Raw genomic sequence first — 12052 nt, 5'->3', positions numbered from 1 at the left:
GGCCCCCGCCTGCGGGGGGAAGGGGGTGTTTATGCAGGGTATTCGGGAGGTGCAAGTTTTGAGTTTTTCCTTCTTCCCCTCCTTGTTGATCCTCGTGCTCACCTCCCTTGCCCTCGTGCTCCTTGTAGCCTATAGCTTCCCTGTGGAGCACCTGCCCGTTGCCGGCATCCACCTTTACCTCCTGGTCAGCGATCACCACTTCCCAAACCAAGTAGCCGTTCTCCACGGAAAGCTTCACTGCTGTTGGGGAAGCCTGGGTGCCCAGGGCTTTTTGAGCCACCCGTACCGCTTCGTCCGCTGTGATCTTGGCCAGGGACTGGTAGGCCTGGGAGGTGGCGTCCTCCTGCACAGGGATGCTCCCCACATAGCTGGGGGACTGGGCGCCGGCTTGGCTAGAGGAGTTTCCACCCATACCCTTCTGGGCCACAGCCACAACGCTTGCCAAGCTGCCAAGGGCCAACAGGATCCACTTTGCGTTCCTCTTCATCTTCGCCTCCTTTTTCCGGGCCTTCCGCCCGGACACCCCTACCCTAGGGGGGCAACCTTGCATGGCGGTGACAAGGCATGAGATGGGGATGATAACTTATTGCAAACGATAACTGCTTGTATTTGGTTGGTCTGGTCCCTATACTGGTGCCCATGAAGCTGGCCGACCTGGTTCAAAGTGAGCGCCATCTGGTCCTTCAGGTGATTCAACCCGCCCTTCTTGGCCTCATGGACGGATCTGTGGCCACGCTGGCTCCTCTGTTTGCGGCTGCTGAGCTTACAGGGCGACCCCATAGTGCCTTTCTGGTAGGCATGGCCGCAGCCTTGGGGGCGGGGATTTCCATGGGCCTGGCGGAAGCGGTTTCCGACGACGGGAAGCTTTCGGGCCGGGGGCACCCCTTGCTAAGAGGAGGTGTTACAGGGTTAGCCACCTTCCTGGGAGGTACGTTTCACACCCTGCCCTTCCTGATCCCTCAGATCAGGCTGGCCCTCCTCCTGGCCTCCATGGTGGTGGTGGTGGAGCTCCTCGCCATCGCCTGGATCCGGTACCGCTATATGAAAAGCTCCTTGTGGAGCACTGTGATTCAGGTGCTCGGAGGGGGTTTGATCGTTTTCCTCGTGGGCTTGACCCTGGGTCGCTTCGGGGGTTGAGCCCAGAGGGGGGTTCATCATGGTGTTATGGTCGAGCATGTCCGGGAAGTTCTGGGGGACCCCACCACGGTGTTGTTCACCCTTCTGCGCGTGGCTGTGGTTTACCTGGTTCTCCTCGCGTACCTCCGGCTGAGCGGGAAGCGGGTCTTAGGCCAGATGACTCCTTTAGACCTTCTTACCCTCTTACTGCTATCCAACGTGGTGCAAAATGCCATGATCGGCCCGGACAACAGCCTCGTGGGTGGGTTGCTGGGGGCTGGACTGCTGCTGGCCCTGGACCGGCTCCTCTCCCAAAGTCCCCTGCGGCGGAGCTTTCTTGGGCACCCAACCCTTTTGGTCCATGATGGAAAGCCTATCCCCGACAACCTGTTGCGGGAAGGAGTGGACCTCGAGGAGCTGATGGCCGCCCTTCGCGAGCACGGAGTAGGGCACCTCGAGGACGTGCTGAGCGCTGTGTTGGAAGTGGACGGCACCATCAGCGTGGTACCCAGGGATCACCTCTTGCCTAAGCGCCTTAGGAGGGTACGCTCCAGCCGAAACCGCTAGGGGGCCATGGGCGGGTTGGAGGCGGGAGTAAAAAGCTCGTTCTTCCGCACAAAGGCCTCCATGAAGCGCCCGAGAATCTCCATCTGGCTACGATGGGCTTTAAGGGCTTGCAGTTTCCTTGCCTCCTCCTCTGGAGTGAGGTCCAGACGCTGCCAGGCGAGGTGCCGGCCCCGGGGAGGGGGCTCCAGGTAGAGCCCGGGGTGGAGGCCCTTGGGGAGGGGCCACTCCAGACCCCCGTGGACCATGTAGAAGCGCAGCCGGTCCAGCCACCCCCGCTCCCCCATGAGGCGCAGGGCCATGTAGGCGGTGGCCCGGTGGTCCGGGTGGGCGTCCTCGGGGGCCGGGGAAACCACCAGGTCCGGGCGCACCCGCTCCAGGATGGCCCTCAGGTCCCTTTCCCAGGCCTCCCCGGTGTAGGGGGCTCCTGGGCGGAAGGTGCCCGGGTAGCTCACCCGATCCAGGTGGGTGTTGGGGGAGCGGTAGGGGGTAAAGAAGTTTTCCAGGAAGAGGTGGAGGAGGCCCCGGTCGGGGTAGCCCAGTAAGAAGAGGTTCCCCTCGGGCACCCCCAGGGCCTGGGCGGCGGCCACGGACTCCTGGCGCCGCCGTTCCGCCAGCCCGCGCAGGTCGGCGGGGGTGGGCCGCAGGGTGCGGTTCAGGAGGGCCGCATCCCATTGGAACCCGTCCCCCAAGGTCATCCAAGCGATGTAGACCTTCCCGCCCCCCTGGCGCACCCGTTGCATGAGCCCTGCCGCGGCCAGGCTCTCATCGTCGGGGTGGGGGGCCAGGACCAGGAGCCGGGTTCCCGGGACAGGGTCCCACGCGGGCAGCGCCCCTACCCGGGTACGGTAGTACCAGGCGTAGGCCTGCTGGAACAGCCAGGGGGCGTTTATCAGCAAGAAGACCAAGAGGAGGAGCAGGAGGAGAACCCACATGGCCCTGCGCATACGCTACCAGATTAGGCCCCCCAAGGGGGGCTTGCCAGCCCCCCCCCGGCCCCTAAGATTAGGATTAGGGCAAAAAGGCCCGAAGGAGGTTATCCATGGCCGAAGTGGTTCTAAGCGCGGTATTCCACTCCCACGAGGCAGCGGAGGACGCGGTGCGCAAGATGGGGGAGGCAGGCCTACCCATCCGCAACGTTTCCATCCTGGGCCAGAACCTGCAGTCTAAGGAGCGGGTCCACGGCTTCATCACCGTGGGGGACGTGGCCCGCCAGGGGGCAGGGGTGGGGGCTTGGTTCGGCGGCCTCTTCGGCCTCCTGGTGGGGGCGGCCTTCCTCTGGATCCCCGGCTTCGGTCCCCTGGTGGTGGCCGGGCCCCTGGCCGCCACCTTGGTGGCCACCCTCGAGGGGGCGGCCCTGGGGGCGGCGGGCGGGGCCCTGGTGGGGGCGTTCATCGGCTACGGGCTAAGCCGGGAGCGGGCCCTCAAGCTGGACACCTCCATCAAGGCCGGGGAGTACGTCCTCCTCATGCACGGCTCCCAGGAGGAGGTGGACCGGGCCAAGGAGATCCTGAGCGCGGCGGGGGGCACGGACATCGCTGTGGAACCCCGGACCGCCTAGTCTCGGGCCTTTTCAGGTACGCTACAGGCAAGCGGCAGAGTGTAAAGTAGGAGGTGGTAGGTATGGTAAAGCGGTGGCTCCTTTTGGCGTTTCTCCTCTCCTTAGCTCTGGTCTGGGCCCAGGCCCCCGATCCCGCCCAGTTCGGCTTCCCCCAGGTGAAGGCCAGCCTCATCGTGCAGCCTTGGGACTACCTGCGCCTGGGGCTAGGCAGCATGGTCCTCACCGTGCCCTCCGGGGCCTTTGGCCAGGACCCGGCGCGCCTGGAGATCCTCCTCGGGGACCCCAACCAGTGGCAGGCCTACGCCCCCAAGGGGCAGAAGGTCCTCCTGGCCTTCGCCCTCAGGGTGACGAACCTGAAGACGGGACAAAGGATCCTGGGCTTCGCCCAGCCCCTCCACTTCGCCTTCTACGGGCCGGCCATCACCCCGGAGGCCCAGTACCTGGACGTGACCTTCACCAACCCCCCCAACGTGAGCCCCAACCCGGTGAAGCCCACCATTCAGGTCTTTCCCCTGGGGCCCAGGCACCAGAACGGCCGCCTCAGCCACCCCATCGCGGGGGCCGGGGTGGGCTGGCTGGTGACCGCCCCGTGAGGGAGGTGAGGGCATGAGCAAGGCCAAAGCCGCAGCCCTCTTCGCCGTGGTGGCCCTGGGGGGCACCTTCTTGTGGTGGGCCCTGGAGCGGGCCGATGGGCAGGGGAGCGCCCCCCCGCCCCCCCCTGCGGCCCTCCCCTCCTCTGCCCTTCAAGGCCTCCTGCCCGACGAGGCCAACACGGTGGAGATCGCCGCCAAATACGGGCCCGGGGTGGTCCTGGTGCAGAGCTTCATCCCCGGGCAGGCCCTGCCCCAGAACGTGCCCCCCCAGTTCGCCCCCTTCTTCGCCCCCTTCCTCCAACCCCCTCAGGTGGGCACGGGCTCGGGCTTCTTCGTGGACGCCGAGGGGCACATCCTCACCAACTTCCACGTGGTCCAGGGGGCGAACCGCCTCCAGGTGCGGCTCCAGGGGGACCCCAGGACCTACGCGGCCAAGCTGGTGGGCTCGGTGCCCGCCCTGGACCTGGCCCTCCTGAAGGTGGAGGTCAAGCCCCCGGTGGTGCTGCCCTTGGGGGACTCGGACAAGCTCCTGGTGGGGCAGAAGGCCATCGCCATCGGCAACCCCTTCGGCCTCGAGTTCACGGTCACCACCGGGGTCATCTCCGCCATCCGCCAGAACCCGGGGGCGGTGGACCCCTTGGTGCCCAAGCTCATCCAGACCGACACCCCCATCAATCCTGGGAACTCGGGCGGTCCCCTTCTGGACTCCCGGGGGCAGGTGGTGGGCATCAACACCGCCATCCTCTCCCCCACCGGCCAGGTAGGAGCCCCACAGTACTCTGGCATCGGCTTCGCCATCCCTATCAATTTGGTGAAAGAGTGGCTTCCCGCCATGAAGGCGGGAAAGCAGGTGAGCGAGGCCGAGGTTCTGGCCAAGCGGCCTAGGCTTGGGGTAGAGGTCCTTCCCCTAAGCGCCTTACCCCCCGCTTTAAGGGCCCAATACGGTCTTCCCGACCAAGGCCTTTTGGTCCAACGGGTGAGTCCCGGTTTCCCCGCCGCTCAAGCTGGACTTAGGGGAGCCACTCGGTTCGTGGCCCTGACCGATCCCACCACCGGGCAGACGGTCCAGGTGGGGGTGGACGGGGACGTGCTCCTGGAGGCGAACGGCCGCCCCTTGGACCAGGCCCCCGACCTGCAGAACCTCTTGGCCAACCTCAAGCCGGGCCAGCCGGTCACCCTTAAGGTGTGGCGCCAGGGGAAGACCCTGGAGGTTCGGGTGACCCCAAGACAGGGCCAGTGATGGACGTGGGCACCCTGGTCAACAGCCTCTTCTGGCTCTTCCTCATCTTTGCCTTCCTGAGCCCCTACCTGCAGCGGCAGGCCCTCGAGGCCGCCCGCACCCGGCAGATCCTAAGCCTTGAAAGGAAGCGGGGAAGCCGGGTCATCACCCTGATCCACCGCCAGGAGGCCATCAGCCTCCTGGGGGTGCCCTTGGTGCGCTACATTGACGTGGACGACTCCGAGGAGGTCCTCCGGGCCATCCGCCTCACCGACCCCCAGATGCCCATCGACCTCATCCTGCACACCCCCGGGGGGCTGGTCCTGGCCGCGGAGCAGATCGCCCTGGCCCTCCTGCGCCATCCGGCCAAGGTCACGGTCTTTGTGCCTCACTATGCCATGTCCGGGGGCACCCTCATCGCCCTGGCTGCGGACGAGATCGTCATGGACGAGAACGCCGTCTTAGGGCCCATCGACCCCCAGATCGGGGATGCTCCTGCGGCCAGCCTTCTCGCCCTTCTCCAGACCAAGCCCATTGAGAAGATCGAGGACGCCACCCTCATCAAGGCGGACATCGCCGCCAAGGCCATGAAGCAGGTGGCCGAGGTGGCGGAGAAGCTCTTGGCCAAGCACATGGACCCGGAGAAGGCCCGCACCACCGCCCGCCTGCTCTCCCAGGGCACCTGGACCCACGACTACCCCATCACCGTGGAGGAGGCCCGGGGGCTGGGCCTACCCGTGTCCACGGACATGCCCCGGGAGGTGTACGCCCTCATGGAGCTCTACCCCCAGACCCAGATACGCCGCCCCAGCGTGCAGTACATTCCCCTTCCTTATACCAAAGGAGGTCGAGAATGAGGCGAAAACAGGAACCGTTAGGCCTTACCCAGACCATCCTTCTAGCGCTTCTTGTGGCCTTTGCAGGCACCACTTTTTACTTTGCCCTCAACTACCTGGCCTTGCGTGAACAGGGGGTAAGCAAGGGTCCCGCTACCGCCAACATCAGTGGCTCCATCCCCGCCCTCCCCCAGGACTTTCCGGAGAGTCTAGACCAAACGGTGGCCCTGGGTAAGGACATCTTTATGAATACCAAGGACCATCCCCTGAGTAAAGCCTACGTGGGCAATGCCCTGAATTGTGCTTCCTGCCACCTAAATGGGGGCACGGATCCCAAGGGGCTCACGTTGGTGGGGACGGCCACCGCTTTCCCCGCCTACTCCTCCCGGGAAAAGGCGGTCATCACCCTGCAAAACCGCATTGGGGACTGTTTCATGCGGAGTTTGAATGGCACCCTGCCCCCCTTGGGGGGTCCGGTCCTGGTAGCCCTAGACGCCTATATCACCTCCCTGTCCCAAGGCCTTCCCATGCGCATGAATCCCAAAAGCCCTACCGGACCCAATGCCTTAAAGCCCCTCTCGGTGGACTGGACCCAAGCGGACGCGCAACGGGGGAAGAGCCTCTACCAAGCCAAGTGTGCTGTCTGCCATGGGGCTGAGGGCCAGGGACAAGTAGGACCCCCCCTTTGGGGTCCGAAATCTTACAATGCCGGTGCCGGGATGGCCAACTGGAAGAATCTGGCCGCCTTCATCCACGGGGCCATGCCCCTGGGTAACCCCAACTTATCCCCCGACGAGGCCCGGGACATCGCCGCTTATGTGGACAGCCAGCCCCGGCCAGAGTTCGTTCTCAAGGACCATCTGCCCCCTGCCCAGAGCCTGGGGATCTACACCTCTAAGGTTCTGGACGAGGTGAAACAGGTGGAGCCGGTAAAGCCATGAGGAAGAGGCCCCTGCATCTGGTGGTCCTTGGCCTCACCGGAGACCTATCCCGCCGCCTCCTGATGCCGGCCCTGGTGCGGCTCCACATGGAGGGGCGGCTTCCTCCCTTGCGCCTCCTGGGCTTCGGGGCCGAGGCTTGGGGCGAGGAGGAGGTGCGGGAGCGTCTAGGGGCTTTCATCGCCCAGCGCCCTGAGCTGGACCCCAGGGCCTGGGCCGAGGTGCGGGGCTGGATCCATTACCGGCAGGCGGCGATCTCCCCCCAGGGTCTGGCCCCTTTGCGGGGCCTCGAGGGGCCGGCCCTCTTCTACCTGGCCCTGCCCCCCGCTCTCTTCCCCAAGGCGGCCACGGCCTTGGGCCGCCTGGGCCTGGCCCGGGAGCGCACCGGTTGGCGCCGGATCGCGGTGGAGAAGCCCTTTGGCCGGGACCTGCTCTCGGCCCAGCGCCTCAACCGGGTCCTCCACCGCCACTTCCGGGAGGAGCAGGTTCTGCGCATGGACCACTTCCTGGGGAAGCGGGCGGCGGAAAACCTCCTGGCCCTGCGCCGCCACAATCCTTCCCTGGAAGCCCTCTGGGGACGGGTGGGGGTGGCCTACGTGGAGATCACCTATGCGGAAACCCTGGGGCTGAAGGGGACCTGACCCACTTTCCCTCGGAGGTGGAGGTGGAGGAGGCCTGGCGGGTGGTGGAGCCGGTACTCCAGGCTTGGCGCCGGGGACGGCCCGAGGCCTACCCCCAGGGGAGCCAAGGCCCTGGGGGCCAGGAGCGCCTCCTCCTGCCCGGTCACCGCTGGCTGGAACTGGGAGGGAAACCATGATGGGACTGGTGGGCCTGGGCCGCATGGGCCTAGGCATGGCCAAACGTTGGCGGGCGGCGGGGCTGGAGGTCCTGGGCTACGACCAGGACCCGGGGGCCCGGGCGCGGGCCGAGGCCACGGGCCTGCGGACGGCGGAGGACCTTGAGGCCCTCTTGGTGGACCTCCCCACCCCCCGCGCCCTCTGGCTCATGGTGCCTGCAGAGGCGGTGGATGGCCTTCTGGAGATCCTTCTCCCTAGCCTGGCCCCCGGGGACCTGGTGGTGGACGGGGGCAACTCCTTTTACCGGGAAAGCCAGCGCCGGGGCCAGCTCCTGGGGGCGCGCGGGGTGGGCTTCTTGGACGTGGGTGTGTCCGGGGGCCTCTTCGGGGAACGGGAGGGGTACGGGATCATGGTAGGGGGTGAGGCTTTCCTAGTGGCCCGTATCCAGCCCTATCTCGGCGCCTTGGCCCCCGAAGGCGGTTGGGTTCACGCGGGAGGCCCGGGGGCCGGGCACTACGCCAAGATGGTCCATAACGGCATCGAGTACGCCCTTATGGAAGCCTACACCGAGGGGGCCCACCTCCTCTATGCCGCCCAGGAAGACCTGGGCCTGGACCCCAAGGCAGTGGTGGCCGCCTGGCGGGGGGGGACCATCGTGCGGGGCTTCCTCCTGGACCGCCTGGCGGAGGTCCTCGAGGGGGAGCTTGCCGTGGCCCCGGTGGTGGAGGACACCGGGGAGGGGCGCTGGGCCCTGGAGGAGGGGCTCAAGCGGGGGGTGCCCTTGCCCGCCATGGCCCAGGCCCTCTTCGCCCGTTGGGAGAGCCAGGGCAAGGCCAGCCTCGGCTACCGCCTCCAGGCCCTCCTGCGCAAGGCCTTCGGGGGCCACCCGGTGAATCCTTCTGAGGAGGACCATGGGGGGGAACCTTCGCTTTAGGACGTTTCCCACCCCGGAGGCTGCCTTGGAAGAGGCCCTGGCCTGGCTTCTGGAGGGTCTTCCCCGGGCCCGCACCGGGGTCCTTGCTGGGGGGAAGACTCCTTTGCCCCTCTACCGGGCCCTGGCCGGGCGGGGGGTAGAGTTCCACGGGGTCCTTCTCCTTTCCGATGAGCGTTGGCTCTCCCCCGATGATCCTGGGACCAACCTCTTTGCCGTGGGCCAGGCCCTGGGGCCTTTGGCCCAGCATCTCCTTCCCTTTCCCCTGGACCTCCCCCCTATGGCTGCCCAGGAGTGGATGGAAAGCCGCCTCCTGACCCTCCTACCCCTGGACCTTGCCCTTTTAGGTATCGGGGAGGATGGGCACACCGCAAGCCTTTTTCCTGGGAGCCCTGTTCTGGTCTCGAGCCACCTGGTGGAGGTGGTCCATGGTCCCAAGCCGGCTTGCTTGCGCCTCACCCTTACCCCCAAGGCCTTCCGCGGCACCCGCCAGACCCTGTTCCTGGCTCTGGGGGAGCACAAGCGGCAGGCCTTACGGCGCCTCTTCCGTGGGGAGGACCTCCCCCCCCTTAGGGTGGCCCAGGAGGTTCAGGGGGCCTTCGTCTACACCGATCAGGAGGTGGACTGATGCAACAAGCCTTTGGTAAGCCAGGCATACCCCCCACCTGGGCCTCCAGCGCCAAGGACTGGGTGGGCACTGCCCTGGGGCGCAGCCGCCTCTGGTATACCCTGGGGCACGGCATCCTCAACGAGGTCTTCTGGCCGGCCACCGGCCGCCCCCAGGTCCGCGATCTAGGGTTTCTGGTGGCTGGGCCCGGTTTTTGGCTTGAAGTGAAGCGGGCAAACCGCTACCGGCTCCTGGCTGAGCCTCTCCTCCCTGAGGTGCGAGTGGTCCACGAGGGGGAGGGATATAGCCTCACCCTGGACTTCGTCCCCGACCCTGACAGGGACGTCCTCCTCATCGGCTACCGGTTGGAGGGGAAGGGTCTGCGCCTCTACCCCCTCTTGGCTCCTCACCTGGGGGGATCGGGGTGGGGCAATACGGCCTGGGTAGAGGAGGGGGCCCTCCTGGCGGCCAAGCAGGGGGAAGCTCTGGCCCTCCTGGGACCCTTCGCCCGGGGAAGCGCGGGGTATGTGGGCTTTTCCGATGGCTGGCAGGACTTCGCCCGAAACGGCGCCATGACATGGACCTTCGCCCAGGCCGAGGAGGGCAACGTAGCCCTCATGGGAGAACTCCTGGCCCCCAAGGGGGTGCTGGCCCTGGCCTTTTCCCCAACCCCCGAGGGGGCCAAGACCCTGGCCAAGGCTGCCCTGGTGGAGGGGTTAGAGGAGGTTTTGAGGAGGGCACGGGAGGCCTGGCAGGCCTTCCGCCCTGAGCTACCCAAGGGGGAGCCTGAGCTCCAGCGGGAGGCTTACATCTCCTATCACGTCCTCAAGGTGCACGAGGACCGCACCTTCCCCGGAGCCATGGTGGCCAGCCTCTCTGTTCCCTGGGGCAACACCCGGGATGACCCCGGAGGGTATCACCTGGTCTGGACCCGGGACCAGGTGGAGGCGGCCTTCACCTACCTGGCCTTGGAGGCCCACGAGGAGGCCCGAACGGTCCTGGCCTACCTGGCCGCCACCCAGGCCCCGGACGGCCACTGGTCCCAGAACCTCTATCCGGATGGGCGGCCCTACTGGCAGGGCTTGCAACTGGACGAGGCTGCCTTGCCTATCCTCTTGGCCCTTCGGCTCAAGGAGCTGGGAGGTCTGGGCCCCCAAAACGGGGCCATCCGGGAAATGGTGCGGCGGGCAGTGGGCTTTCTGGCCCGGGAGGGTCCGGTGAGCCCCCAGGACCGCTGGGAGGAAAGCCCTGGCCTTTCCCCCTTTACCTTGGCCGTAAGCGTTGCCGCCCTGTCTGGGGCTACCTTATATGGCTTTTTGCAGGGGGAGGAGGCGGAGTATGCGCTTTCCCTTGCGGACTGTTGGAATGCGCGCATTGAGGAATGGTGCTACGTGAAGGGTTCGGGGCTGGACCGGGCGGTAGGTGTGGAGGGCCATTATGTTCGCTTATCCCCTTCGGGTCCTCTGGGTCCTAGGGGTCGGGTTCAGGTGGCCAACCGAGCTGGTGTGGCCGTGGATGTGGCGGAGCTTCTGGGCCTGGAGTTTTTGTGGCTGGTGCGCCTGGGCCTGCGACGTCCCCAAGACCCTCGCATCGTTTCTACCCTGGCCCTGGTGGACAGGCACCTTCGGGTGGATCTTCCCACCGGCATTTTCTACCGTCGCTACCCGGAGGATGGATACGGGGAGCATGGGGATGGAAGCGCCTTTGACGGCACTGGCCAGGGCCGGGCCTGGCCCCTCCTCACCGGGGAACGGGGCATCTACGCCCTGCTGGCAGGGGAGGACCCCCTTCCCTACCTCCGAAGCATGGCCCGGGGGACCGGGCGTGGTAGGCTCATCCCTGAGCAGGTATGGGATGCGGATCCTATCCCGGAAAAGGGGCTTCTTCCGGGCCGCCCTACCGGTAGCGCCCAACCTCTTCTTTGGGCCCATGCGGAGTACTTGAAGCTCTACACGGCCTATCACCAACGGACCGGTCCCGTGGAGCGCCTAGGACGGGTGATGGAGCGCTACGAGCGGGGGTCACTGCCGCAGGTGCGCCATTGGCGGCGGGAGGTCCCCGTTCTTCGCCTTTCCCCCACGGAACGCCTTCTGGTGGAGTGCCGCAAGCCTTTCCGGCTCCACTTGGGCTGGGAGGGATGGAAGGATCCTGAGGATGTAGAGGCGGAACCTCTGCCGTTTGGGCTCTACGGGGTTCTTTTGGACCTCGAGGATCATTCCGAGGTAAACTTCACCTTCTTTTACCCGGACGAGAACCGTTGGGAAGGAAGGGACTACCAAGTGCGGAGGGGTTAGATGGAACGGGAGGATCCCACACTAAGGCGTGAGCGGCGCTTGATCCTGACCCTGATAGGCACCAGCATGGGTTTCGCCACACTCTCGGCACTCTTGGTGGCCAAAGACCTCATTCCCAAACCTTCGCAGACCCCCGATAAGCTTCCGCCTCAGGTAGGGGACATCCTGGTCTACGCAACAGGTCACAAAGAGGGAACTCCCATTGACCCCAGGAGGCTTCCCTTGGGTGGGCCCTTCGTTCTGGCCTACCCCATGGATCCCAAGACCAGGGTCGTCCGAAACGGGGATGCCAAAAGCACTCTCCTGGTGGTGCGCCTGGACCCTGCATCCCTGGTTCCCGAAGTGCGGCAGCATGCCGTAGGGGGCGTGGCGGTCTATTCCGCGGTTTGCACCCACCTGGGTTGCATCGTGAGCCTGTGGCATCCCCAGAAGCAGTTAGCCCAATGCCCCTGCCATGGCGGGGAGTACGATCTGGCCCAGGATCGGGTGGTGGCGGGCCCGCCTCCGAGGCCGCTTCCCTTGTTGCCGGTGCGCCAAGAGGGTGGGGTTTTGGTGGTAGCGGGTCCCTTCACGGGGCCGGTGGGAGTAGTTTAGAG

15 protein-coding genes are annotated in these 12052 nt (G+C 66.1%); 13 read left to right on the top strand and 2 right to left on the bottom strand.

Annotated features, from left to right (window positions below):
* Positions 1 to 487: PepSY domain-containing protein (locus tag C2847_RS05840; RefSeq protein WP_128415161.1), on the bottom strand; the 487-nt coding region annotated here is incomplete at its 3' end.
* 152 nt (positions 488 to 639) lie between these two features.
* Between C2847_RS05840 and C2847_RS05835 the strand changes: the two genes are divergently transcribed.
* Complete coding sequence (locus C2847_RS05835; RefSeq protein WP_105317513.1) at positions 640 to 1137, top strand: VIT1/CCC1 transporter family protein; 498 nt, start codon at positions 640 to 642, stop codon at positions 1135 to 1137.
* A gap of 27 nt (positions 1138 to 1164) precedes the next feature.
* The gene (locus C2847_RS05830; RefSeq protein ID WP_105317512.1) at positions 1165 to 1683 is read left to right on the top strand and encodes a DUF421 domain-containing protein; all 519 of its coding nucleotides are present in this window, start codon (positions 1165 to 1167) and stop codon (positions 1681 to 1683) included.
* Here the strand turns inward: C2847_RS05830 and C2847_RS05825 are convergent.
* On the bottom strand, positions 1680 to 2627 hold the full coding sequence (locus tag C2847_RS05825) for a PIG-L deacetylase family protein (protein ID WP_105317511.1): 948 nt from the start codon (positions 2625 to 2627) through the stop codon (positions 1680 to 1682). The genes C2847_RS05830 and C2847_RS05825 overlap by 4 nt on opposite strands.
* 95 nt (positions 2628 to 2722) lie before the next feature.
* Here C2847_RS05825 and C2847_RS05820 point away from each other — a divergent pair, with 95 nt between their 5' ends.
* From C2847_RS05820 to C2847_RS05770, 11 genes are all read left to right on the top strand, one after another.
* Positions 2723 to 3241 carry a general stress protein gene (locus C2847_RS05820; protein WP_128415160.1) on the top strand — a complete coding sequence of 173 codons (519 nt, stop codon included), beginning with the start codon at positions 2723 to 2725 and terminating at the stop codon, positions 3239 to 3241.
* Between the two features lie 62 nt (positions 3242 to 3303).
* Entirely contained in the window at positions 3304 to 3834 is a 531-nt protein-coding gene (locus C2847_RS05815) for a hypothetical protein (protein ID WP_105317510.1), read from the top strand.
* A gap of 13 nt (positions 3835 to 3847) precedes the next feature.
* A complete protein-coding gene (locus C2847_RS05810) occupies positions 3848 to 5074 on the top strand; it encodes a S1C family serine protease (RefSeq protein ID WP_105317509.1) in 1227 nt (408 codons plus the stop codon).
* A complete protein-coding gene (locus tag C2847_RS05805; RefSeq protein ID WP_105317508.1) occupies positions 5074 to 5910 on the top strand; it encodes an SDH family Clp fold serine proteinase in 837 nt (278 codons plus the stop codon). The genes C2847_RS05810 and C2847_RS05805 overlap by 1 nt, the downstream gene beginning before the upstream one ends.
* Complete coding sequence (locus tag C2847_RS05800) at positions 5907 to 6830, top strand: c-type cytochrome (protein WP_105317507.1); 924 nt, start codon at positions 5907 to 5909, stop codon at positions 6828 to 6830. The genes C2847_RS05805 and C2847_RS05800 overlap by 4 nt, the downstream gene beginning before the upstream one ends.
* Positions 6827 to 7468: a hypothetical protein gene (locus C2847_RS05795; protein ID WP_105317506.1), complete on the top strand. Its 642-nt coding sequence runs from the start codon at positions 6827 to 6829 to the stop codon at positions 7466 to 7468. The genes C2847_RS05800 and C2847_RS05795 overlap by 4 nt, the downstream gene beginning before the upstream one ends.
* A gap of 23 nt (positions 7469 to 7491) precedes the next feature.
* Entirely contained in the window at positions 7492 to 7644 is a 153-nt protein-coding gene (locus C2847_RS12275) for a hypothetical protein (protein ID WP_164835647.1), read from the top strand.
* Positions 7641 to 8558, top strand: coding sequence for an NADP-dependent phosphogluconate dehydrogenase (locus C2847_RS05785; protein WP_208619934.1), 918 nt, complete (start codon positions 7641 to 7643; stop codon positions 8556 to 8558). The genes C2847_RS12275 and C2847_RS05785 overlap by 4 nt, the downstream gene beginning before the upstream one ends.
* On the top strand, positions 8536 to 9183 hold the full coding sequence (locus tag C2847_RS05780) for a 6-phosphogluconolactonase (RefSeq protein WP_105317505.1): 648 nt from the start codon (positions 8536 to 8538) through the stop codon (positions 9181 to 9183). Before C2847_RS05785 ends, C2847_RS05780 begins: the two co-directional genes overlap by 23 nt.
* Positions 9183 to 11456 carry a glycoside hydrolase family 15 protein gene (locus tag C2847_RS12825; protein ID WP_105317504.1) on the top strand — a complete coding sequence of 758 codons (2274 nt, stop codon included), beginning with the start codon at positions 9183 to 9185 and terminating at the stop codon, positions 11454 to 11456. The genes C2847_RS05780 and C2847_RS12825 overlap by 1 nt, the downstream gene beginning before the upstream one ends.
* A complete protein-coding gene (locus tag C2847_RS05770; protein ID WP_105317503.1) occupies positions 11457 to 12050 on the top strand; it encodes a QcrA and Rieske domain-containing protein in 594 nt (197 codons plus the stop codon).
* Positions 12051 to 12052: the final 2 nt, after the last annotated feature.

Origin of the sequence: Thermus tenuipuniceus (assembly GCF_002964845.1) — a bacterium.
GTDB classification, from domain to species: Bacteria; Deinococcota; Deinococci; order Deinococcales; family Thermaceae; genus Thermus; species Thermus tenuipuniceus.
The sequence above is the reverse complement of the archived record's forward strand: the minus strand, read 5'-3'. Positions and strand labels throughout refer to the sequence as shown.

What these genes read in the sequence shown, in the direction of transcription:
- C2847_RS05835 (WP_105317513.1), top strand. Translation starts at nt 640, where the DNA reads ATGAAGCTGGCCGACCTGGTTCAAAGTGAGCGCCATCTGGTCCTTCAG.
- C2847_RS05830 (WP_105317512.1), top strand. Translation starts at nt 1,165, where the DNA reads ATGGTCGAGCATGTCCGGGAAGTTCTGGGGGACCCCACCACGGTGTTG.
- C2847_RS05825 (WP_105317511.1), bottom strand. Translation starts at nt 2,627, where the DNA reads ATGCGCAGGGCCATGTGGGTTCTCCTCCTGCTCCTCCTCTTGGTCTTC.
- C2847_RS05820 (WP_128415160.1), top strand. Translation starts at nt 2,723, where the DNA reads ATGGCCGAAGTGGTTCTAAGCGCGGTATTCCACTCCCACGAGGCAGCG.
- C2847_RS05815 (WP_105317510.1), top strand. Translation starts at nt 3,304, where the DNA reads ATGGTAAAGCGGTGGCTCCTTTTGGCGTTTCTCCTCTCCTTAGCTCTG.
- C2847_RS05810 (WP_105317509.1), top strand. Translation starts at nt 3,848, where the DNA reads ATGAGCAAGGCCAAAGCCGCAGCCCTCTTCGCCGTGGTGGCCCTGGGG.
- C2847_RS05805 (WP_105317508.1), top strand. Translation starts at nt 5,074, where the DNA reads ATGGACGTGGGCACCCTGGTCAACAGCCTCTTCTGGCTCTTCCTCATC.
- C2847_RS05800 (WP_105317507.1), top strand. Translation starts at nt 5,907, where the DNA reads ATGAGGCGAAAACAGGAACCGTTAGGCCTTACCCAGACCATCCTTCTA.
- C2847_RS05795 (WP_105317506.1), top strand. Translation starts at nt 6,827, where the DNA reads ATGAGGAAGAGGCCCCTGCATCTGGTGGTCCTTGGCCTCACCGGAGAC.
- C2847_RS05785 (WP_208619934.1), top strand. Translation starts at nt 7,641, where the DNA reads ATGATGGGACTGGTGGGCCTGGGCCGCATGGGCCTAGGCATGGCCAAA.
- C2847_RS05780 (WP_105317505.1), top strand. Translation starts at nt 8,536, where the DNA reads ATGGGGGGGAACCTTCGCTTTAGGACGTTTCCCACCCCGGAGGCTGCC.
- C2847_RS12825 (WP_105317504.1), top strand. Translation starts at nt 9,183, where the DNA reads ATGCAACAAGCCTTTGGTAAGCCAGGCATACCCCCCACCTGGGCCTCC.
- C2847_RS05770 (WP_105317503.1), top strand. Translation starts at nt 11,457, where the DNA reads ATGGAACGGGAGGATCCCACACTAAGGCGTGAGCGGCGCTTGATCCTG.